At 71.4% G+C, this 21,843-nt stretch carries 20 protein-coding genes and 1 tRNA gene; 9 read left to right on the top strand and 12 right to left on the bottom strand.

What is annotated here, in order from left to right; all coding sequences use genetic code 11:
• Nucleotides 1–56 precede the first annotated feature (56 nt).
• Nucleotides 57–1,058, top strand: coding sequence for a LacI family DNA-binding transcriptional regulator (locus tag QUG98_RS04610; RefSeq protein ID WP_289469444.1), 1,002 nt, complete (start codon nucleotides 57–59; stop codon nucleotides 1,056–1,058).
• 182 nt (nucleotides 1,059–1,240) lie between these two features.
• Here the strand turns inward: QUG98_RS04610 and QUG98_RS04605 are convergent.
• The 3 genes from QUG98_RS04605 to QUG98_RS04595 form a co-directional block, all read right to left on the bottom strand.
• A tRNA-Ser gene (locus QUG98_RS04605) sits at nucleotides 1,241–1,330 on the bottom strand.
• Nucleotides 1,331–1,697: 367 nt separating this feature from the next.
• Nucleotides 1,698–2,372, bottom strand: a complete 675-nt coding sequence (locus tag QUG98_RS04600) for a GntR family transcriptional regulator (protein ID WP_289469443.1) — start codon at nucleotides 2,370–2,372, stop codon at nucleotides 1,698–1,700.
• Between the two features lie 149 nt (nucleotides 2,373–2,521).
• A complete protein-coding gene (locus QUG98_RS04595) occupies nucleotides 2,522–3,970 on the bottom strand; it encodes an MFS transporter (RefSeq protein WP_434533416.1) in 1,449 nt (482 codons plus the stop codon).
• 201 nt (nucleotides 3,971–4,171) lie between these two features.
• Here QUG98_RS04595 and QUG98_RS04590 point away from each other — a divergent pair, with 201 nt between their 5' ends.
• The 3 genes from QUG98_RS04590 (at nucleotide 4,172) to QUG98_RS04580 (ending at nucleotide 8,993) form a co-directional block, all read left to right on the top strand.
• Nucleotides 4,172–5,371 (top strand): cobalamin-independent methionine synthase II family protein, encoded by a 1,200-nt coding sequence (locus QUG98_RS04590; RefSeq protein ID WP_289469442.1) that lies wholly within the window; start codon nucleotides 4,172–4,174, stop codon nucleotides 5,369–5,371.
• Nucleotides 5,372–5,566: 195 nt separating this feature from the next.
• A complete protein-coding gene (locus QUG98_RS04585; protein WP_289469441.1) occupies nucleotides 5,567–6,982 on the top strand; it encodes a MoxR family ATPase in 1,416 nt (471 codons plus the stop codon).
• On the top strand, nucleotides 6,975–8,993 hold the full coding sequence (locus QUG98_RS04580; RefSeq protein WP_289469440.1) for a vWA domain-containing protein: 2,019 nt from the start codon (nucleotides 6,975–6,977) through the stop codon (nucleotides 8,991–8,993). Before QUG98_RS04585 ends, QUG98_RS04580 begins: the two co-directional genes overlap by 8 nt.
• Nucleotides 8,994–9,153: 160 nt before the next feature.
• Here QUG98_RS04580 and QUG98_RS04575 read toward each other — a convergent pair whose 3' ends face one another.
• The 3 genes from QUG98_RS04575 to QUG98_RS04565 are packed head-to-tail and all read right to left on the bottom strand — an operon-like array spanning nucleotide 9,154 to nucleotide 11,314.
• Nucleotides 9,154–9,930, bottom strand: coding sequence for an SCO1664 family protein (locus tag QUG98_RS04575; RefSeq protein ID WP_289469439.1), 777 nt, complete (start codon nucleotides 9,928–9,930; stop codon nucleotides 9,154–9,156).
• A 10-nt stretch (nucleotides 9,931–9,940) separates the two neighbouring features.
• On the bottom strand, nucleotides 9,941–10,468 hold the full coding sequence (locus QUG98_RS04570; RefSeq protein ID WP_289469438.1) for a DUF3090 domain-containing protein: 528 nt from the start codon (nucleotides 10,466–10,468) through the stop codon (nucleotides 9,941–9,943).
• Between the two features lie 33 nt (nucleotides 10,469–10,501).
• Nucleotides 10,502–11,314 (bottom strand): MSMEG_4193 family putative phosphomutase, encoded by an 813-nt coding sequence (locus tag QUG98_RS04565; RefSeq protein ID WP_289469437.1) that lies wholly within the window; start codon nucleotides 11,312–11,314, stop codon nucleotides 10,502–10,504.
• 91 nt (nucleotides 11,315–11,405) lie between these two features.
• Here QUG98_RS04565 and QUG98_RS04560 point away from each other — a divergent pair, with 91 nt between their 5' ends.
• Nucleotides 11,406–11,834: a BLUF domain-containing protein gene (locus QUG98_RS04560; protein WP_289469436.1), complete on the top strand. Its 429-nt coding sequence runs from the start codon at nucleotides 11,406–11,408 to the stop codon at nucleotides 11,832–11,834.
• Nucleotides 11,835–11,918: 84 nt separating this feature from the next.
• Here the strand turns inward: QUG98_RS04560 and QUG98_RS04555 are convergent, their stop codons facing one another.
• The 5 genes from QUG98_RS04555 to QUG98_RS04535 all read right to left on the bottom strand — a co-directional run bounded on the left by QUG98_RS04555 (nucleotide 11,919) and on the right by QUG98_RS04535 (nucleotide 16,658).
• The gene (locus tag QUG98_RS04555) at nucleotides 11,919–12,530 is read right to left on the bottom strand and encodes a ScbR family autoregulator-binding transcription factor (protein WP_289469435.1); all 612 of its coding nucleotides are present in this window, start codon (nucleotides 12,528–12,530) and stop codon (nucleotides 11,919–11,921) included.
• 90 nt (nucleotides 12,531–12,620) lie between these two features.
• On the bottom strand, nucleotides 12,621–13,091 hold the full coding sequence (locus tag QUG98_RS04550) for a BLUF domain-containing protein (RefSeq protein ID WP_058749657.1): 471 nt from the start codon (nucleotides 13,089–13,091) through the stop codon (nucleotides 12,621–12,623).
• A gap of 223 nt (nucleotides 13,092–13,314) precedes the next feature.
• Nucleotides 13,315–14,688, bottom strand: a complete 1,374-nt coding sequence (locus QUG98_RS04545) for an ABC transporter substrate-binding protein (protein WP_289469433.1) — start codon at nucleotides 14,686–14,688, stop codon at nucleotides 13,315–13,317.
• Between the two features lie 12 nt (nucleotides 14,689–14,700).
• Entirely contained in the window at nucleotides 14,701–15,654 is a 954-nt protein-coding gene (locus QUG98_RS04540; protein ID WP_289469432.1) for a carbohydrate ABC transporter permease, read from the bottom strand.
• Between the two features lie 32 nt (nucleotides 15,655–15,686).
• Nucleotides 15,687–16,658, bottom strand: coding sequence for a carbohydrate ABC transporter permease (locus QUG98_RS04535; RefSeq protein WP_289469431.1), 972 nt, complete (start codon nucleotides 16,656–16,658; stop codon nucleotides 15,687–15,689).
• A 195-nt stretch (nucleotides 16,659–16,853) separates the two neighbouring features.
• Between QUG98_RS04535 and QUG98_RS04530 the strand changes: the two genes are divergently transcribed.
• The 4 genes from QUG98_RS04530 (at nucleotide 16,854) to QUG98_RS04515 (ending at nucleotide 21,078) form a co-directional block, all read left to right on the top strand.
• On the top strand, nucleotides 16,854–18,089 hold the full coding sequence (locus tag QUG98_RS04530) for a Gfo/Idh/MocA family protein (protein ID WP_289469575.1): 1,236 nt from the start codon (nucleotides 16,854–16,856) through the stop codon (nucleotides 18,087–18,089).
• A gap of 98 nt (nucleotides 18,090–18,187) precedes the next feature.
• The gene (locus QUG98_RS04525; RefSeq protein WP_289469430.1) at nucleotides 18,188–19,201 is read left to right on the top strand and encodes a LacI family DNA-binding transcriptional regulator; all 1,014 of its coding nucleotides are present in this window, start codon (nucleotides 18,188–18,190) and stop codon (nucleotides 19,199–19,201) included.
• 74 nt (nucleotides 19,202–19,275) lie between these two features.
• Nucleotides 19,276–20,679: a PepSY-associated TM helix domain-containing protein gene (locus QUG98_RS04520; RefSeq protein ID WP_289469429.1), complete on the top strand. Its 1,404-nt coding sequence runs from the start codon at nucleotides 19,276–19,278 to the stop codon at nucleotides 20,677–20,679.
• Nucleotides 20,680–20,688: 9 nt separating this feature from the next.
• The gene (locus tag QUG98_RS04515) at nucleotides 20,689–21,078 is read left to right on the top strand and encodes a hypothetical protein (RefSeq protein ID WP_289469428.1); all 390 of its coding nucleotides are present in this window, start codon (nucleotides 20,689–20,691) and stop codon (nucleotides 21,076–21,078) included.
• An 88-nt stretch (nucleotides 21,079–21,166) separates the two neighbouring features.
• On the opposite strand, the gene hxlA is transcribed toward QUG98_RS04515, so the two are convergent.
• Entirely contained in the window at nucleotides 21,167–21,805 is a 639-nt protein-coding gene (gene hxlA / locus QUG98_RS04510) for a 3-hexulose-6-phosphate synthase (protein ID WP_289469427.1), read from the bottom strand.
• Nucleotides 21,806–21,843 lie beyond the last annotated feature (38 nt).

The raw sequence follows: 21,843 nt of genomic DNA, 5'->3' as shown, positions 1-21,843 counted from the left end.
CGACGGCAGTGCATGTCCTGTCAAGCCCCGATCCTGCGATCCGTCCGGAGGCGCCCGTGTCGCACCGCTCACCGACGATCGTCGACGTCGCCGCACGAGCCGGGGTGTCGAAGTCGCTGGTGTCGATGGTGCTGCGGGACGACCCGGGCGTCTCCCCCGCACGGCGCGCGGCCGTCCTCGCCGCCGCGGACGAGCTCGACTACCGACCGAACCGCGCTGCCGCGATCCTCGCCGGGACCCGCACGCGCACCGTCGGCGTGGTCGTGGACGACTTCCGCAACCCCTGGTTCGTGCCGATGCTCGAGGGCGTGCGCACGGCACTGGCGCCGCACGGTCTCCGGCTGACCCTGGCGGACACCCGGGCCAACGCCCACCTCGGCACGTCACCGCTCGACGACCTCCTGGCGCTCCGCGTCGACGGGGTGGTGCTCGCCGCCGAGGGCTCCGCCGACACCGCGGTCCCGCCCGGCACCCCGGTCGTCGTCGCCGGCGAACGGGCGACGGTGCCGAGCGGACTGGACGTCGTCGCGTCGGACGAGGCCGCGGGCGGGCGGCTCGCGACCGAGCACCTGCTCTCGCTCGGCCACCGGCACATCGTCCACGTCACCGGCTCGGGAGGCCCGGCTGCCGCCCGGCGCGCAGCCGCCGTCGAGCGGATGGTCGCGGCCGGCTCCGCACCGCTCGTCTACGGCAGCGGCGCCACCGCCGAGTCGACCGGGTACGAGGGCACGCGGCGGGCACTGGTGGAGCACCCGGAGACGACCGCGGTGTTCGCGGCGAACGACGTCATGGCGATGGGAGCGATCGCCGCCGTGCGCGACGCGGGCCTCCACGTGCCCGAGGACGTCTCGGTGATCGGCAACGACGAGACGCCGCTCGCATCGTCACCGCTCGTCCGGCTGACCACCGTCGACCCGCACAACGACGAGGTCGGCCGGCTCGCGGCGGAGCGCCTGGTGGACCTGATCGGCGCTCCGCGAGGGCAGGGCGCGCCGGAACGGACGCTGGTGGCGCCGACCCTGGTCGTCCGGTCGACGACCGCGCCTCCCCGCGCCTGACGGAACGCTGCCGTCCGCGCGAAGCACCTCCGCCCCGACGAGACCCCGCGGGATCCGGCGTCGTCTCAGCAACGGGAGGGCGTCTCACGCGGACGCGGCCGCTTCAGAAACCCGCCAGCGCACTGAGTGGCACGACGCCGGAACGACAGAACCCCCGCCGGCGGCGGGGGTTCCGTGGAGTGCGGAGACGGAGGGATTTGAACCCTCGGTCCCCTCAAAGGGGACTCCACCTTAGCAGGGTGGTGCACTCGGCCTGACTATGCGACGTCTCCGTGCGCTCTCGCGAGCGCGTGTCCCACCATACAGGAGGACGAGCATCCTCTCGACCTCGGCACCACCGTGCTGCGCGCGCCGCCCTGTCCACCGGACGCCGCGAGCGATCGAGCGCGGGAGGTCGGGTCCCCTGAAGTGGGGACAGGTGGGGGTTGTCGGGTCGTACCCCGACGCCTAGCATCGACGGGACGCGGACATCACGTTCCGGGGGCATCACCTCCCCGTCGCCGCGACACAGCACCAGACGTCGTCCCCCCTTCTGCCGAGCCCGACGCACCCGACCGCGGCGGCCCGGAGGGGACGGCCAGGGGGCGCGGACCCTGTCCGCGCCCCCGCCCTGGGTGCCCCTCGGGCCACCCCCGTACTTCAGGCAGCCGAGCGGAACCGGTCGGGTAGCGCGATGAGGTCCTCGGCCAACCCGAGCAGCTCCGACGCGCACACGTCGGGCTGCGCACGCTCCGCTGCAGCAGCAGCCCGCTCGACCTGCTGCACACGAGCGCGCCGCCCGACGACGGCGTCGATCCCGTTCGCCACGGCGACGTCGTCGGTGAAGAACGTGTCGAGCACCGCGCGCTGCGCCACGAGCCAGTCGGCACTGACGATCGCACCGCGTCGACGCAGGTACCACGCACCGATCTCGACGAGCGCTCCGGCCTCGGTCAGGCAGGACCGGAGCACGTGTGCGTCGAACGGCTCGTCGACCCCCTGGCACCCGGGTGCCGGATCGGCGATCATCGCCCGCGCGACCCGCAGCCGCTCGACCATCTGCCCGACGGACCAGGGCGCGACCACGACCCCGACGTATCGCTGCACGCTGACGAGTCGCAGCGACTCGAGCGGGACGAGGGCTTCGCGCACCGGCGTCCGGGAGACCTGCATGTCCCGCGCGATGTCGTCGAGTCGGAGTCGCTGTCCGCGGCGGTAGACCCCGCGCAGGACGTTCTCGAGCAGCTTGAGGAAGACGGCGTCCCGCAGCAGGCTGCGTCGGATGCCGTTCGGGTCGGGGACCCGGTCGTTCCCTGGAGACGATGACCGATCCATCGCCCCAGGGTCACGCACGACGACCACCGGGTGCTCCGGAGGCGGGCGACCGGTGGAACGATCCGGTCGGTGTCGGGATGTGGAGGAGTGACATGCCGAGACCCTCCCAGCGAGAGGGTTTCGGCGCTAAACATCACGTATACGAAATACTACTTCTTGGACGCGTCGGTGAGGACCGACAAGGGTTGGGTGATGTCCTCCAGCCCCTTGCGCGCCGCATCGACCCCGAACACCAACGCCACGACCCCACCGGCGATCATCACCGCCGACCCGAGCAGGTACCCCCAGAAGAGCGGTTCCCGAGACGAACCGTCCCCGATGAACGCGCCGTAGACGGCGGGCGCGACCGCACCGAAGATCTGCGCGAGGGCGAAGAAGTACGAGATCGCCTGCGACCGCAGTTCGAGCGGGAAGATCTCGCTCACGGTGAGGTAGGCGCTCGAGGCACCGGCCGACGCGAAGAAGAACGAGACGCACCAGAAGACGACCTGCACCGTGGCACTGATCGCGTCCGCTCGGAACAGGAACGCCGAGGTCGCCAGCACGAGCCCGGACACCAGGTACGTCAGGAAGATCATCTGCCGCCGGCCCCAGGTGTCGAAGAAGCGCCCGAGGATGATCGGCCCGAGCAGGTTGCCGATGGCGAACGGGAAGAAGTACACCGACGTTTCCGAGGTCTTCAGCCCGAAGAAGTTCGTGAGCACCAGCGCGTAGGTGAAGAAGATCGCGTTGTAGAGGAACGCCTGCGTGATCATCATCGTCGCGCCGACCAGGGTGCGGGTCGGGTACTGCTTGAGCAGGACCCGCGCGATGGTGAGGAAGCCGACCTTGTCGAGCGGGGTGACGGTCATCGCCTTGGACCGGTCGACGTCGGGTAGACGGTGGCCCGTGCTCTTCTCGACCGAGTCCTCGATCTCCGACACCGTCCGTTCGGCCTCGTCCTCGCGCCCGTGCGTCATCAGCCAGCGCGGACTCTCGGGGATGTGCCGCCGCAGGAAGATGATCGCGATGCCGAGCACCGGGCCGAGGAAGAACCCGATGCGCCAGCCGATGTTCTCCGCGAAGATCGACGGGTCGAGCAGGTAGATGTTCGCGAACGCACCGAGCGCGGCACCGCCCCAGTACGTGCCGTTGATGGCGATGTCGACGTGCCCGCGGTACTTCGACGGGATGAGCTCGTCGATCGCCGAGTTGATCGCCGCGTACTCACCGCCGATGCCGAGCCCCGCGATGAAGCGGAACGCCGCGAGGAACCAGAAGTCCTGCGCCAACCCCGCGATGCCCGAACCGATCAGGTAGATCGCGAGCGTCAGGATGAAGAGCTTCCGGCGCCCGAGCCGATCGGACAGGCGTCCGAAGACGAGGGCGCCGACGACCTGCCCGACCAGGTAGATGGTGCCGAGCAACGTCACCTGCTGCGTCGACAGGTCCAGGTCCGCCTGGAAGCCGGCGTTCGAGACGATCTGGATCTCGAGGCCGTCGAGGATCCAGGACACCCCCAGTCCCACCACCACGCTCCAGTGGAACCGCGTCCACGGCAGTCTGTCCATCCTGGCGGGGACCAGGCTCGTGATCGCCCCGTTCGTCGTACTGCTCACGAGAGCGGACCGTACTCCGGAGATTCCAGGCAGGTTCCCAGTGCCAGCGCAGCTTTACGTCCTCACAGATTCAGGAAGTCGTGCGATGTGGACGGAAGGCGCGGGGCAGGCTGGCACCGCGCCTCCCGTCCGCCTCGGATCACGGTGACGCGCGACGTCACGGCCGCACCGGTCGCACGTCGGGATCGGTAGCGTGGCGGCGTGCCGCTGCAGAACTCGACCGACCGCATCCTGACCACGCACACCGGATCGCTCCCCCGGACGCCCGAGCTGACCGCGCTCCTGGTCGCCCGCGACCAGGGGAAGCCCTTCGACGAGCAGGCGCTCCGCGAGGAGACGGCCGCCGTCCTCGCGCGGACCGTCGACGCGCAGCTCGACGCGGGGATCGACGTGGTCAACGACGGCGAGGTCCCCCGCGTCGGCTTCTCGACGTACATCAGCGAGCGCCTGTCCGGCTTCGGTGGTTCGGGGCACCGCAAGCCCACGCTCGACAGCGTGAAGTTCCCGGAGTACGCGGCGTTGCAGGCCCGGCAGATCGACGAGGGCGCCGAGTTCGCCCGCGTGTGGGACACCCCTGTGGCCCAGGGCCTGCTCGAGTACGACCAGGAACGCGCCGGCATCCGCGAGGACCTCGACGGCTTCGCTCGCGAACTCGACCGGAACGCCGCCGCCGGCCGCGCGCCGGCCGGCACGTTCATCTCGGCTGCGACCCCCGGCATCGTCGCGACGACCCTGCTGCTCGACGAGGCGAACCCGCACTACCGCGACCACCGCGAGTACGTCTTCGCACTGGCGGAGCAGCTCCGCGTCGAGTACGAGGAGATCGTCGCACGCGGGCACGTCCTGCAGCTCGACGCTCCGGACCTCGCCATGGAGCGCGTGATCCACTTCGGCGACGCGCCGCTGGACGAGTTCCTCGCGGCCGTGGACCTGCACGTCGACGCCCTGAACCACGCGCTGCGGAACATCCCCAAGGAGCAGACCCGGCTGCACGTCTGCTACGGCAACTGGCAGGGGCCGCACCAGGACGACGTCCCGGTCGACGTGCTGCTCCCCCACCTGTACCGAGCCGAGGTCGGCTCGTTCAGCATCCCGTTCGGCAACCCGCGGCACGCGCACGAGTGCCCGGCGTTCCGCGACCTGCCGCTGCCCGACGGCGCGGTGCTCGTACCCGGGGTCATCGACGTGACGACGAACTACCTGGAGCACCCGCAGCTCGTGGCGAACCGGATCGTCGAGGCGGCGGAGGCCGTCGGCGACCCGACCCGGATCGTCGCGGGGACGGACTGCGGCCTGGCCACGTTCGCCAGCTACGAGTTCGTCGCGTCGGACGTCGCGTGGGCCAAGCTCCGCGCGCTCGTCGAGGGCGCCGAGATCGCGTCGCGCCGCCTGTTCGGCTGACGCTCCCGCCGCCCGGTCCCGGCACGCTCGACTGCGAGACGCCGGCGACGGCACGAGACGCACCCGATGCGGGGAGACGCCGCCGGATCCGGCGGCGTCTCGCGCGGTCGAGGGCGTCTCGCGGTACACGGACGCGGGCCGTGACCAGGCGGACGGGAGGCGCGTGGCGGGTCCGCCACGCGCCTTCCCTCGCGCATGTCGGTGCGCGGGCGTAGCGTGCGGACCGTGACCCGACCTGACATCCACACGGTCGGCGAGCTCCGCGCTGCTGGACACGTCCAGAAGTCGGTCCGCGCCGAGATCCGCGACAACCTCCTCCAGGCCCTGCGCGACGGCCGGGACCCCTGGCCCGGCCTGCACGGGTTCGAGACCACCGTCATCCCGCAGCTCGAACGCGCGCTCATCGCCGGGCACGACGTCGTGCTGCTCGGTGAACGCGGGCAGGGCAAGACCCGCCTTCTCCGCACGCTGCAGGGACTGCTCGACGAGTGGACCCCGGTGATCACCGGGTCCGAGCTCGGCGAGCACCCCTTCGAACCGATCACGACGGCGAGCATCCGTCGCGCCGCTGACCTCGGTGACGCCCTGCCGATCGCATGGGTGCACCGCGACGAGCGCTACGTCGAGAAGCTCGCGACACCGGACACCAGCGTCGCCGACCTGATCGGCGACGTCGACCCGATGAAGGTCGCGGAAGGACGCAGCCTCGGCGACCCCGAGACCATCCACTTCGGCCTGATCCCCCGCGGTCACCGCGGCATCGTCGCGATCAACGAACTCCCCGACCTGGCGGAGCGCATCCAGGTCGCGATGCTCAACGTGATGGAGGAACGCGACGTGCAGATCCGCGGCTACGTGCTGCGCCTGCCGCTCGACGTGCTCGTCGTCGCGAGCGCCAACCCCGAGGACTACACGAACCGCGGCCGGATCATCACCCCGCTGAAGGACCGCTTCGGCGCCGAGATCCGCACGCACTACCCGATCGAGCTCGCGGACGAGGTCGCGGTCATCCGGCAAGAGGCGCAGTTGACCGCCGAGGTGCCGGACGCCCTGGTCGAGATCCTCGCGCGCTTCACCCGTGCCCTGCGGCAGTCGAGCGCCGTCGACCAGCGCAGCGGCGTCAGCGCACGCTTCGCGATCGCCGGGGCCGAGACGATCTCCGCCGCGGCCGTGCACCGTGCGGCGCGGCAGGGCGAGGAGCACCCGGTCGCCCGGCCGATCGACCTCGAGACCGCGGTCGACGTGCTCGGCGGCAAGATCGAGTTCGAGAACGGGGAAGAGGACCGTGCCGACGAGGTCCTGGAGCACCTGCTCCGCACCGCGACGGCCGAGACCGTCCGCTCGCGCTTCCGCGGGATCGACTTCGGCGTGCTCGTCGAGGCGCTCGACGGCGGCACGATGGTGACCACCGGTGAGCAGGTCAGCGCCCGGGCGTTCCTCGAGGGGCTGCCCTCGATCGGCGAGTCGGACGTGTACGACCAGGTCTGCGAGCGGCTCGGTGCGACCGACGACGGCGAGCGTGCCGGCGCGATCGAGCTCGCGCTCGAGGGGCTCTTCCTCGCCCGACGCATCAGCAAGGAGTCGGGGGGCGGCGAGGCCGTCTATGGCTAGTCGGCAGAACCGCCGCCTGACCCGTGACGCCCGCTACGGCAGGTACGAGGGCGGACCGGACCCGCTCGCTCCCCCGGTCGACCTGTCCGAGGCGCTCGACGCCATCGGCGAGGACGTCATGGGCGGCACCTCACCCGAGCGCGCGCTCCGCGAGTTCCTGCGGCGCGGCGGTCAGACCCAGCGCGGACTCGACGACCTGATGCGCCGGGTCGCCGAACGTCGGCGCGAGCTCACCAGCCGGAACAACCTCGACGGCACCCTGCGGCAGGTCAAGGAGCTGCTCGACGAGGCCCTGCTCGCCGAACGCGGTGAGCTCGCCCGGAACGTCGACCTCGACGACGGCGACCGCGCACTGGCCGAGATGCAGCTCGACAGCCTCCCGCCGTCACCCGCGAGCGCCGTGCAGGAGCTTGCCGGCTACGACTGGAAGAGCCCGACGGCTCGGCAGAAGTACGACGAGATCAAGGACCTGCTCGGGCGCGAGGTCCTCGACCAGCGCTTCGCCGGGATGAAGCAGGCGCTCGAGAACGCCTCCGACGAGGACCGCGCGGCCGTCTCGGCGATGATGCGCGACCTCAACCAGCTGCTCGAGGACCACCGACGCGGCACCGACACGCAGGAGCAGTTCGACGCCTTCATGGCGCAGCACGGGCAGCACTTCCCGTCAGAGCCGAAGAACGTCGAGGAGCTGCTCGACGACCTCGCCGCCCGGGCCGCGGCCGCCCAGCGGATGCGGAACTCGATGACGCAGGAACAGCGTGACGAGCTCGACGCCCTGGCGCAGCAGGCGTTCGGCTCGCCGGACCTGATGGGCCAGCTCGGGCAGCTCGACGACAACCTGCGCGCGCTCCGTCCCGGCGAGGACTGGGGCGGTTCGGAGCGCATGGACGGCGAGCAGGGCCTCGGGCTCGGCGACGGCACCGGGGTGTTCCAGGACATCGCCGACCTCGACGCCCTGGCCGAGCAGCTCGCGCAGTCCGGGCCGGGGTCCGACCTGGCCGACCTCGACCTCGACGCCCTGCAGCGCCAGCTCGGGGACGAGGCAACGGTCGACGCCCGCACCCTGCAGCGGTTGGAACAGGCCCTCCGCAACTCGGGCGCGGTCAAGCGCGGCTCGGACGGTCAGCTGCGTCTGACCCCGAAGGCGATGCGGCAGCTCGGCAAGAGCCTGCTCAAGGACGTCGCCGAGCGGATGTCCGGGCGGCAGGGTGCCCGTGACCTCCGCCGATCGGGTGCCTCCGGCGAGCCCTCCGGTGCCACCCGTCCGTGGGCTTTCGGCGACACCGAACCGTGGGACCTCCCCCGGTCGATCACGAACGCCCTCGTGCGCACCGCCGCGGACGGCAGGACCGGGCCCGGCGTGCGCCTGACGATCGACGACGTCGAGGTGCAGGAGACCGAGGCGCGGACGCAGGCCTGTGTGGCACTGCTCGTCGACACCTCGTTCTCGATGGCGATGGAGGACCGCTGGGTCCCGATGAAGCGCACCGCCCTCGCGCTCCACACGCTGGTCAGCACCCGGTTCCGCGGGGACGACCTGCAGCTCATCGCCTTCGGGCGCGAGGCCGAGGTGATGGACGTCGACCAGCTCGTCGGCCTCGACGCGCAGTGGGACAAGGGGACGAACCTGCACCACGCGCTGCTGTTGGCGAACCGGCACTTCCGGAAGCACCCGACGGCCCAGCCCGTGCTGCTCGTCGTGACGGACGGCGAGCCGACCTCGCACCTCGAGCCGAACGGGCAGGTGTGGTTCGGCTACCCGCCCGACCCGGTGACGATCGCACTGACGGTGCGCGAACTGGAGAACGCCGGTCGGCTCGGCGCACAGACGACGTTCTTCCGGCTCGGCGACGACCCCGGGCTGGCGCGGTTCATCGACGCGATGGCCCGGCGGGTGGACGGCTCCGTCGTGGCGCCGGAGAACGACGACCTCGGGGTCGCCGTGGTCGGCTCGTACCTCGGGGCGCGTCGCGGCGGCGCGTCCTTGTTCGGCGACGACTGGTCGGGGTAGACGCGACCGGCTGACGGACGGGAGGCGCGGTGTCGGCCGGCACCGCGCCTCCCGTCCGTCACGCCCTGCGCCCGTCCGCAAGACGCAACCTCAGCGACAGCGCGCAGCGCTGTACCGTTGCGCGCAGTCGGCACGGTTGCGTTCCGCGGAAGGAGATCCGTCAGAAGAGGGGCCAGGGGACGGCGGGGCCGTGGCCGGGCGGCGGCGGGAACACGCCGACCGCCCGCAGGGCGGCACAGCGGGCACGCAGGTTGTCGACCTCATTGCGGGTCAGGTGCTCGGCGAGCGCGACGCCGAGGTCGCCGCGGAGTGCCTCGGACACGCGGTCGAGTCCCTCGAGCTCGTCGGGGTCCAGCGGCTCCCCGATCCAGCCCCACAGGACCGTGCGGAGCTTGTGGTCGACGTGGAAGGTCAGCCCGTGGTCGACGCCGTACCGGTGGCCGTCCGGCATGGCGAGCACGTGCCCGCCCTTGCGGTCGGCGTTGTTCACCACGACGTCGAACACGGCCATCCGACGGAGCGCAGCGGTGTCCTCGTGCACGAGCGTGACCGGTCGGTCGTGCTCGTCGATCGCCTCGAGCACGGGCAGCCACGGGGCGTCCTCGGCGTCGGCCTCGTCGGTCGGCACCAGGTCGACGGCGTCCTGCTCCGGGTCGACGTCCTGCCAGCGCTGGACCATGCCGGGGCCAAACGGACCGTCACCGAGCCAGGTGGGCGGCACGATCGACCAGCCGAAGGCCTCGGAGACCAGGTGGGCGGCGACCTCACGGCCGGCGAGGGTGCCGTCGGGGAAGTCCCAGAGCGGACGCTCCCCCTCGACGGGCTTGTACACGACGGACTCGCCGTCGAGGTCGGCGAGGAAGGTGGCGTTCGACGCCTCGCGGATGCGCGCCCGGATCGTCAGTGGGCCGTCGTACCGAGGAGCGGCGGAACTCATGCGGCGGGGCTCATGCGTCGCCGGGCCGTCGACCTGCTGCGACGACCTCGCGCGTGCGCTCGACGAAGGCCCGGGCACTGCCGACGGGGATCTTCACCTGGAAGACCTCGGCCGGCTCGGGCATCTCGACGACGGCCTCGACCTCGTCACCGTCCTCGTTCGTCTCGGTGACGATCTCGAGCTCGTCCTCGATCGGGTACGCCTCGATGACCACCTGCGCGGTCGCCGGGTCGAACCCCAGGCTCAGCGCGCCCGCGCGGAACTCGGGCTCCACCGGCTGGTCGAGCGGTGCGGCGTCGCGGAGCTCGGACGGTGCTTCCGGGGGGACGCTGAAACGGTTGTCCTCGACGGTGGCGACCTCGTCGAGGAGCTCGGCGACCTTGTCCGCGAGCACCGCCGACTGCTCCTTCTCGAGCGCGACGCTGGTCACCCGCTTGCCGTCGCGTGCCTGCAGGTAGAAGGCACGCTCGCCCGGGCGGCCGACCGTCCCGACGACGAGACGTTCCGGCCAGTCGAAGCCGTGCACGATGGTGGGCATGACCCGATTGTAGGAGCGTCCGGCTCCGTCCGCTCAGGGTCGCGCGGTCCCCGGCTGGCTGTGACCCACACCGCCAGCAGGACCAGGCTCGCCGTGGCCGGCGCCGCCAGCAGGACCGGGCTCGCCGTCGCCGGACGCTCCGGCAGCCGGTCGGGGATCACCGTGTCCCGCGCCGCCGCCGACCGCCGCGTCCCCGGTCGGGGCCGGCGCCGCCGCGAGCCAGGACAGGTCGCCCGAGTCGGTGTTCGTCGCGACGACCTCGGGCCGGTGCTCGCCGTAGCGGACGACGGAGACCGATGCGGGACCGACCGCGATCCGCTGGAACAGGTCGAGGTGCATGCCGAGCGCGTCGGCGAGGACGGACTTCACGATGTCGCCGTGGCTCACCGCGACCCACACCGCGGTCGGGCCGTGCTCGGCCTCGACCTCGGCGTCGATGCGGCGGATCGCGGCGACGGCCCGGGACTGCATAATCTGCATGGACTCGCCGCCGGGGAACACCACGGCACTCGGGTTCGCCTGGACCGTGCGCCACAGCGGCTCCTGCGCCAGGTCCGCGAGCTTCCGACCCTGCCAGTCGCCGTAGTCGGCCTCGGTGATCGCCCGCTCGACGCGCACGTCGGGGCTCCCCTGCTGGCGGGCGAGCAGCGCGCGGGCGGTCTGGCGGCAGCGTTCGAGCGGGCTCGTCACGAGCGCGGCGAGCGGGATCGGCGCGATGCGTTCGGCGGCACGGTCGGCCTGCTCGCGCCCGACCCGGTCGAGAGCGACCCCGGCGGTGCGACCCGCCAGGACGCCGGTCGCGTTCGCGGTGGTGCGTCCGTGCCGGACGAGGAGGACGGTCGCCATGCGGTCGATCCTAGGCATCCCGCCCGTGGGTCCACGGAGCGGCTGGCGGACAGTGGTCGGCCCCGCGCCGGTGATGCACGAAGATGGAGCGGTGCTCGTCTCCATCGTCTACATGAGCCGCTCCGCGGTGCCCTTCGACGACCACGCACTCGCCGAGCTCCTGCGCGAGGCGCGCCTGCGGAACGAGGCGCTCGGCGTCTCCGGGCTGCTCGTCGCGAAGGGCGGCCGCTTCATGCAGCTGCTCGAGGGGCCGGCGTGGAGCGTCGACGACCGCTTCGGTGCGATCGCGCGCGATCCCCGGCACGGCGAGGTGAAGTCGCTGGTCCGCGAGGAGATCGCGCGCCGACGCTTCGACGGCTGGTCGATGGCCTACCGGTCGCTCGACGACCGCGACGTCGCCACCGAGGAGGGGTTCAGCCCGTTCCTGTCCGGCACGATGGACTTCGCGCCGGAGTTCGACGGCACGAGCGCCGCGTGGCTGCTCAAGTGGTTCCGCGATCGCGAGCTCACCGACCGCTGACGCCGGCCGCATGGCCCTGCGGGCCCGCCGGCCGTGTCGCGCTGCGGGCCCGCCGACCGCTGGCACGGCTCAGCCCGACGCAGCTCAGCCTGCCGCGGCGAAGGTGTCCGCGACCACCCCGAGCAACCGCGTCCGGTGCGCGGGTGCCGCGGTCGCCTGCACGACCAGCCGCCACATCACGGCGACGGCCGGGTCGAGGTCCGCACGACCGCTCCGCACCTCGGCGACCAGCTGCACCCCGGTGAAGTAGGGCACGACCGATCCGCCGAGCTCCTCCGGGGTGAGGTCGGTCTCGAGCTCCCCGCTGCCGATCGCGAACCGGAAGACGTCGACGATGCCACCGATCCACTGCTCGTAGAACGACGACGTCGCTCCGGAGAACTCGCCGCGCTCGAGCGACAGCCGGATGCCGGCGCGGACGATCGGGTCGGTGCGGAGCAGGTCGGCGATGTGCTTCGACGCGCCGATCAACGCGGCCAGGGGCGAGGTGGCGTCGTGGCGCACCTCGGCGAAGGTCCGCGCGTTCTGCTCGTCGATCACCCCGAGGGCGAGCGCGAGCTTCGTCGGGAAGTGGAAGTGCAGCGTTCCCTGCGCGACGTCGGCGCGTCGTGCGACGGCCGCGATCGACGTGGCGGCGAAGCCGACACGGTCGAACTCCTCCGCCGCGGCCACCAGGATCTGCTCACGTTTCCCCACGTGACCAGTGTCACGGACGGGAGGCACGGTGCGGGCCGGCACCGTGCCTCCAGTCCGAGGGTGGTCGCGCTGCGTCGTCGTGGACGACGGTCAGGCGGCGTGACGGGCCAGGGTCATCCGCTCCTCGGGGACGTCCTGCAGGTCGCGTCCGCGGAACCAGCGGAGCAGCCAGTCGGCCGGCGAGCCGGCCAGGTCGGCGGGCAGGCCGGAGCGCTCGGTGAGGAAGGTGCTGAAGCCGGGCTCCTCGCGGACCTCGAGGTCCGAGGGGTTGCCGAACGCCATCGACCACCCGTCGAAGCGGCGGGTGTCGATGTCCTCGCGGGAGAGCGACTTGACGCCGTGGTGACGGGTGTCGCGCTCGATCGCGGCGAAGCGGTCCTCGACGCTCCAGGACGGACCCTCGAGCACCTGCATGAAGCGGCCGCCCTTCGCGAGCAGCAGGCCGGAGACACCGAGCGCGTCGTTGCGCAGGCGGGCTTCACGGAGCATGGCGACCAGCTGGTCGTCGGTCATCTCGTCGACGGCGACGGACATGTACACGAGGGAGGTGAGTTGGGTCATCGGCGCCAGTCTGTGTCCTGCTGCGGTGGAGGGTCAACGCGGTCGTCCGCACACCGCACCGTGGTGCGGTGTGCGGACGATCGGCGCTGGACCGCAGGTCCCGGCACGTCGGGTCGCGGGTCCCGGCACGTCGGGTCGCGGGTCCCGGCACGTCGGGTCGCGGGTCCCGGCACGTCGGGTCGCGGGTCCCGGCACGTCGGGTCGCGGGTCCCGGCACGTCGGGTCAGGTCAGCGCGAGGAGCGTGTTCACCTGCTCGTTCACGCCGGTCAGCGACGAGACGGGCTTGCCGTTCGCGTAGATGCCGTCGAACGCCGGCTGCACGAGGGCCTGCACGTCGGCGGGGTTCCGGGTGACGGGGAACAGGAACGTCGTGCCGTCCGCCACCTGCTCGGTGAACGCGGAGACGTCGAGCCCGCGCTCCCGGAACGCGGCGACCGCGGCGTCGGTGCCCGACCGGCGGGCCGGGAAGACGATGCCTGCGCGGCCGACGATCTCCTGCGCCGCGGCGCTGCCGAGGAACGCCACCCACTTCGCTGCGGCCTCCGGGTTCCTGGCCTGCTTCGTGATCGAGTCCCCGAGGCCGTTGAACATCGACGCTCGGTGCCCGATCGGCCCCTTCGGCGTCGGGGCGATGGCGACGTCGACGCCCTGCAGGTTGGCGTAGGCGCCGATCATCCACGACCCGTTGAACGACAGCGCGACCTTCTTCGAGCCGAGCTGCACGTCCGGACCGGTCGTGGTGGAGAACACCCCGTACTTCGGCATGTAGCCCTTCTCGGCGAGCCCGAAGTACCACGAGATCGTCTTCTGGAACGCGGGGTCGTCGTAGCGGAACGCGTTCCCCCACGGGTTCTTGTTCGTGTAGAACCAGTCGATCGAGCCCGTGAACGGGGACCACTGCGTCTGGCCGAAGCCGTCGCCACCGCTGCCGTTGGCGCTCATGCCGTAGACGGCCACGTTGCTCTTGTCGAAGCCGGGCTCGTCCCCGCGACGGCCCTTGCTGTCGATCGTCAGGTGCGCGACGGCCCGTTCGAAGGTGCCGCCGTCGTCGGGGTTCCACTCGAGTGCGGCGAGGTCCTCGGCGGTGTAGCCGGCCTTCGCGATCACGTTCCGGTCGTAGAACATCGCGACCGTGTCCCAGTCCTTCGGCGACCCGTAGCGGTGCCCGTCCCGACCCTTCCAGAGCTGCGCGAGGCCGGACTGGTAGTCGTCGTCGCGGATCGTGCTCGTCGCCTCGAGCTCGTCGAGCTTGTAGAGCACGTCGAGGTCGGCGAACTGCGGGAACTTCGACAGGTGGTCGGTGAAGACGTCGGGCGCGGTCCCGGCGATGAACCCGGCGGTGAGCTTCGTCCAGTAGTCGTTCCAGCCGAGCTGCGTGATGCGGATCCTGATGTCCGGATTCTCGCGCTCGAACGCCTTCGCGACGGCCTGGTAGGCGGGGAGCTGGTTGGCGTCCCAGAGCCAGTAGGACACGGTGCCGGTCGCACCACTGCGGGGGTTCGGCGTGCTCGGTGACGAGCAGGCGGCGAGGGCGCCGAGCGCCAGGGCCGAGGCACCGCCCGCGAACAGGGCGCGGCGGGAGATGGAGTGCGTCATGTGCGGGGGTCCCTACTTGATCCCGGAGAAGCCGATGGAGTTGACGATGCGCTTGGCGAAGACGCCGAACAGCACGATCATCGGGAGGGCGGCGACGAGGGTCGCGGCCATGAGGCCCGCCCAGTCGGTGCCGGACTGCGGGGTCTGCGACTTGAAGACGCCGAGCGCGACCGTGAGGACGCGGGAGCTGTCCGTGTACGACACCATCAGCGGCCAGAAGTAGTCGTTCCACGCCGTGATGTAGGTGAGCACCGCCAGGGTCGCGATCGGTGCCGAGGCCATCGGCAGGACGAGCCGGAAGAACACCCGGACCTTCCCGGCGCCGTCGATGAGCGCGGCCTCCTCGACCTCGCGCGAGATGCCGAGGAAGAACTGCCGGAGGAAGAACACCGCGAACGGGGTCATCAGCATCGAGGGCAGCGCGATCCCGAGCAGGGTGTCGACCAGGCCGAGCGACTTGATCAGCGTGAAGTTCGGCAGGAGCGTGAAGATCGTGGGGACCATGAGCCCCGCGAGGAACACGCCGAAGACCTTGTCACGGCCCGGCCAGCGCAGTCGGGCGAAGGCGTAGGCGGCTCCGGCGGAGAAGAACACCTGCCCGACCGTGATCATCGTCGCGGTGAGGACCGAGTTGAGCAGGTACTGCCAGAAGTTGATCGCCGCGCCGGAGCCGCCCTGCGCGAGGGCCTCCTCGGTGGACTGCAGGCCGAAGACCCGCTCGAACCCTCCCAGGCTGAAGCCGGTCGGCAGCAGTGAGGTGGGATCGGCGGAGATCGCGCCGTTCGACGACAGCGCCGTGCGGAGGATCCAGTAGAAGGGGAACAGGGTCACGACGATCACGGCGATCATCGCGGTCCAGGCGAGCACCCGTCCGACCGAGGGCTTCGGACGCGGGGGCTTCGCTCCGCGGGTGGTGAGGGCGCGCGTGGTGGTGGGTTCGACCACCGGGGGCAGGGTGCTGGTCATCGTCGACTCGCTTCCGGTTGCTTCGGTGGCCGTCAGTCCAGGTCGCTCTCGCCGGAGCGCGAGAGTCGGTACTGGATGATCGTGATGATGCTCAGGACGACGAGGAGTGCCACCGAGACGGCGGACGCGTACCCGAACTGGAACCGGCCGAAGGCCAGGTTGTAGATGTAGTTCTGCACGACGTTCGTCGCGTTCGCCGGACCGCCCTGGGTGGTGATCGCGACCGTGTCGAACACCTGGAACGACCCGATGATCGTGATGATCAGGACGAGCGACAGGATCGGGCGGAGCAGGGGCACCGTGATGCGCCAGAACATCTTCCACTCGCTCGCGCCGTCGATGCGGCCGGCCTCGTAGACGCTCTCGGGCAGTGCCTGGAGGCCGGCGAAGATGAGGAGCGCGGTGTACCCGACGTTCCGCCAGACGTTGATGAACGCGATGGTCGGGATGCCCCAGACGTCGCTCTGCAGGAACGGGATCCGACCGACGCCGATCGCCGACAGGACCTCGTTGCCGATGCCGAGCTGCGTGTCGAGGATCCAGAGCCAGATGAGCGCCGCGACGACGTTCGACACCAGGTAGGGCGCCAGCACGATGCCCCGCACGAAGGTCGACTGCGTGAGCCGGTGCATCATGACGGCGATGAACAGCGCCAGGACCGTCTGGAAGCCGATGTTCAGCACCACGTACTCGACCGTGACGGCCATCGAGTTCCAGAAGATCGAGTCCTGGACCAGGCGCTCGTAGTTCTGCAGGCCCGTGAAGACCGGTGGGGTGAGCAGGTTGTACGTGGTGAAGCTGAGCCAGATGCCCCGGATCGTCGGCCAGAGCAGGAAGACCGCGAAGCCGACCGACGCGGGGGCGATGAACACGAGCGCGAGCCACAGGTCGTTCCGCCGGCGGCGGCGTGGCGTGGTGGTCCGGGCACGTGCCGGGGCGGCGCTCCGTGCGGTCCGTGGTGGTGCCGTCACCAGGGGTGACGACAGTGGGCTCTCGGTGGCCATCGCGACTCCTTCGTCTGCGGTGGACTGACGTCGGCAGTCCGTGGCCGGGAATCTACACGTGGGGACTCGACGTCACAAGCATCGATTTGTGGCGCGCTCCAAGGGGTTGTCACGTGTAGAACGCTGTGGCAGGCTGGGCCGCGATCGCGACGGAGCGACCTGCTCGGCGACACGTCCCCCCACCTCGGAAGGTCCCTGATGATCAGCATCGGAATGGTCGGAGCCGGCCAGTTCGCGCCCCAGTTCGCCAAGCTCTTCAAGATCCACCCGGACGTCGACCGGGTGGTCGTCACCGACGTCGTCGAGGGGCGCGCCGAGGACCTCGTCGCCGCTCAGCACCTCGACGGCACGCTCGAGGACTTCGACGCCGTCCTCGCCTCGGACGTCGACGCCGTCGCGATCTTCACGCAGCGGTGGACGCACGGCCCGCTCGTCGTCCGCGCCCTCCGGGCCGGCAAGCACGTCTACTCCGCCGTGCCGATGGCGATCACGGAGGACGAGATCGCCGCGATCATCGAAGCCGTCCGCGAGACCGGGCTGACCTACATGATGGGCGAGACGAGCCACTACAACCCGGCCACCGTCTTCGCGCGGAAGCGGGTCGCCGAGGGCGCCTTCGGCCGGCTGTTCTACGCCGAGGGCGACTACGTCCACGACATGGACCTCGGGTTCTACGCCGCCTACCAGTACAGCGGCGGCGAGCAGTGGAAGCGCACCGCGAGCTACCCGCCCATGCTCTACCCGACGCACTCGGTCGGTGGTGTCCTCGGCGCGATCCCCGGGCACGCGGTCAGCGTCAGCTGCATCGGCGTCAAGGACGACCGCGACGACGGGGTGTTCGACAAGGAGGTCAGCCAGTTCGACAACGACTTCTCGAATGCGACCGCCCTCTTCGAGCTCGACAACGGCGGCGTCGTGCGGATCAACGAGATGCGCCGGGTCGGCTACCCGTCGCACCTCCGCGAGTCCCGCTTCCGGTACTTCGGCACCGAGGCGAGCTTCGAGCAGCTCGCCACCGTCAGCGTGTGGCAGGACAAGGAGGCCGTGCACGACGTCAGCGACCAGATCGACACCCGCCCGACGATGGAGCTCGACGACCCGCGTCTCGCCGACGTCGACCCGGCCCTCCGCGACGCGTTCGTCTCCGGCTACGCCCCGGTGCACGACGTCGACCGGCTGCCCGCCGAGTTCGACGGGGTGCCGACCGGACACGAGGGCAGCCACCACTTCCTGGTCGACGACTTCGTCCGCGCGGTCGTCGACGGGACGCTGCCCCCGGTGAACGCCTGGGTCGCCGCGCGGTACACGCTGCCCGGCATCGTCGCGCACCGCTCGGCCCTGCAGGGCGGCGTCCGGCTCCCGGTGCCGGACCACGGGGACGCACCCGTACCCGTCACCAGCACCGTCTCGTCTAGGATCGCGAGCGAGTAACCCGCCTCGTGCGGCCCGGCCCGGCCCCGTCCCGCGACGGAGCCGGGCCGCTCCTGTCGGCCCGAGCGGTCGACCGACCGACCGACGAAGGTGATCCCGTGAGCGTGCCGACCAACCCGAGGGCGGTCACCCGCGCGGACGTCGCCCGGTACGCGGGCGTGAGCACCTCGGTCGTCAGCTACGTCGTGCACGACGGGCCGCGCCCGGTCGCCGCCGAGACGGCAGCGCGGGTGCGTGAGGCGATCCGGGTCCTCGGCTACCGACCGAACGCGAGCGCCCAGGCGCTCCGAACCGGCTCGTCGAAGATGCTCGGTCTCATCGTGCCCGAGCTCGACAACCCCTTCTGGTCGGAGCTCGCGGTAGCGGTCACGCACGCGGCGGCCGCCCGGGGGTACGACGTCCTGATCGCGAACAGCGACGGGGACGCCCAGCAGGAGCGGGAGCGACTCCGCACCCTCTCCGCCCGCCAGGTCGACGGCATCATCGTGACGAGCATCATGACGCACCCGGACCTGTCGTCGACGACCGACCCCGGCATCCCGATGGTGCTGCTCAACACCTTCTTCGAGGTGCCCGAGTACGCGAGCATCGGCGTGGACGCCCTGCGCGGCGCCCGCGAGGGCACGCAGCACCTCATCGACCACGGCTACCGGGAGATCGGGCTCGTCATGGGGCACACCGGCTCGATGGAACTCCGCGAGCAGGGGTGGATGCAGGCCCTCCGAGCCGCCGGGCTGCCGGACGGTCCGATCGTCCGCTGCTCGTTCGACCGCGCCGGCGGCTACGAGGCGGGCCTGCGGATGTTCGACGGCGGCGCCGGACCACGGGCGGTGTTCGTCAGCTCCGACCTGCAGGCCGTCGGGCTCCTGCGTGCGCTGTACGAACTCGGGCTCCGTGCGCCGGACGACGTCGCCGTGGTGTCGTTCGACGGCGTGGCCGAGGCGGACTACACGAACCCGCAGCTCACCGTCGTCCGGCAGCCCGTCGAGGCGATGGCCGCGGCCGCGGTCGACCGGGTGCTCGCACGGGAGGACCCCGACGCCCACCACCTCGACCTGGTGCCGGCGGAACTCGTGCTCGGCGCGAGCTGCGGCTGCGACGTGCGGCGCTGATGTTCTACAGCATGTAGAGTCGGCGGTCGTGCGGCACGGTGCCGCACATCCGCCCGACAGGACCCCGCGCTCCGATGCCCGTCACCGCCCCGCCGCCGTCCCGCGGCTGGTTCACCCAGCTCCTCCTCCGTCTGCACTTCACCGCAGGGCTCTTCGTCGGCCCGTTCGTCCTGGTGGCCGCGCTCTCCGGCGCCGTCTACGCCGTTGCACCGACCATCGAGCAGAGCGTGTACCGGCAGGAGCTCACGGCGCCGTCGTCCGCGCCCGCACTCCCCCTCGCCGACCAGGTCGCCGCCGCCGAGCGGTACGTCGCCGAGCGCCACCCGGACGACACCGTCGCCGAGGTCCGACCGGCCCCGGAGCCCGGCACCACCACGCGCGTGATGTTCACCGAGGAAGGACTGCTCGAGTCCCAGACCCGCGCGGTGTTCGTCGACCCCGGTGACGCCGCGGTGCGCGGGGACCTGCCGGTGTACGGCACGTCGGGCTCGCTCCCCTTCCGCACGTGGATCAGCACCGTGCACCGCAGCCTGTTCCTCGGCGACGTCGGACGGCTCTACAGCGAGACCGCGGCCTCGTGGCTCGGGATCGTGTCCCTGGCCGGCATCGGGCTGTGGGCGTTCCGCCTCCGCCGAGCCCGACGGAAGCGTGACCTGCTCCTACCGGACAACCGCGTGACCGGGTACCGGCGGACCTTCTCGTGGCACGCGGCGACGGGCGCATGGGTGCTCCTCGGCGCACTGTTCCTGTCGGCCACGGGCATCACCTGGTCGCACTTCGCGGGCGACAACGTCAGCACGCTCCGCTCGGCGCTCAGCTGGCAGGCGCCGACGGTCGACACCGCACTCGACGGCTCGTCGGCGTCGGCGTCGGGCGGCGAGCACGCCGGTCACCACGGCGGCAGTGCGATGTCGATGGGCTCCCCGACGACGACGCCCGAGCAGTTCGACCAGGTGCTCGCGGTCGCCCGCGACTCCGGCGTCCAAGCAGCCGAGGTCCGGATCCGCCCGCCGGCGACGGCCGGCACCGCGTGGACGGTCGAGGAGATCAAGCTCAGCTGGCCGGTCGCGATGAACGCCGTCGCCGTGGACCCGAGCACGATGACGGCGGTGTCCGAGGTCACCTGGGCCGACTACCCGCTCATGGCGAAGGCCGCGAAGCTCGGCATCAACACGCACATGGGAGCACTGTTCGGGCTGGCGAACCAGGTCGTGCTGCTCCTGGCGGCACTCGGGATCGCAGCGATGGTCGTGTTCGGGTACGTCATGTGGTGGCAGCGCCGACCCGCCGGTGCGCGCTCCGGTCGCGCCCCGGCAGCGGGAGCGCTGGCCCGGGCCCCGTGGTGGGGCACCGCCGCGGTGGTCAACGTCGCCGTCGGCCTCGCACTGCTGCTGCCGGTCGTCGGGGTCACCCTGCTCGGGTTCCTGCTGGTCGACGCCCTCCTCGCCACCTCCGGTCGGCGGAGGGCCCGGCAGTAGCCTGACGGGGTGACCGGGGCGAGCACACAGGAGCAGCGGGGCTGGCGATCGACGGGTCGGGCAGCCGTGTACTGGGTCCTGGCGGGACTCGGCGTGCTGGGCGGTGCGGCCACCTGGCTGTTCCTGTTCCTCATGACGGAGGAGGCGACGCGCGGCGCGACCCCGGACCGCTCGGGCCCGAACCCGAACTCCGGCCTCGCGTTCGGCGGCCTCCTGGTGGGGCACGTCGTCGGCCTCGTCGTGCTCGTCCTCGCGGCGCAGTGGGCACGGCGCGACCCGCGGTCCGCGGTGCGGTTCGCCGCCGTCGCGTTCATCGCCGACTCGCTGCTCGGGCTCGTGCTGTCGCTCCTGACGACGGGAGGCGCGCTCGTGGCCCCGTGGCCGCAGCGTCCGTACTAGCCCTGAGGACGGTCCGGTCAGGACCGGGGACGGACGGGAGGCCCGTGGCGGTGTCGCCACGGGCCTCCCGTCCGTCAGGTGGTGCGGATCAGGCGGAAGCGGGCTCCGAGATCGCGTCGCGCAGCGCAGACGCGGCGGCAGCCACGTCATCAGCGCTGTAGATCGCGCTGCCGGCGACCGCGATGCGGGCGCCCGAGGCCTGCACGGCCTCGATCGTCTCGGTGGTGATGCCGCCAGCGACCGAGAACGGGACGCCCGAGGCCTCGCCGTCGCGCAGCAGCGTCTCGAAGGTGAAGCCCTCCTCGGCCTGCTCGTCGAGGCCGGCGTGCATCTCGACGAACGCGGCGCCGAGCGCGACGACTTCCTTCGCGCGGGCGGCCTTGTCCGGTACGCCGATCAGGTCGACGACGATGCCCTTGCCGTGCGCCTCGGCGGCCTTGACTGCACCGGCGATGGTCGAGTCGCCCGCGACGCCGAGCACGGTGACGAGGTCGGCACCGGCCGAGAAGGCGATGTCGGCCTCGAGCTCGCCGGCGTCCATCGTCTTGAGGTCGGCGAAGACGACCTTGTCCGGGTGGGCCTCCTTGATCGCGGTGATCGCGGAGAGGCCGGCGCTCTTGATCAGCGGGGTGCCGAGCTCGATGACGTCGACGTAGGGCGCGGCCTTGCCGGCGAGGTCGAGGGCGGCCTCGGTGGTGAGGGTGTCCATGGCGAACTGGAGCTGCATGGTGGTGTCCTTCCGGTGGTGGTTCGTGGGGGTGTCGA

The sequence above is a fragment of the Curtobacterium subtropicum genome (assembly GCF_030362975.1).
GTDB lineage: Bacteria > Actinomycetota > Actinomycetes > Actinomycetales > Microbacteriaceae > Curtobacterium > Curtobacterium subtropicum.
The sequence above is the reverse complement of the archived record's forward strand: the minus strand, read 5'-3'. Positions and strand labels throughout refer to the sequence as shown.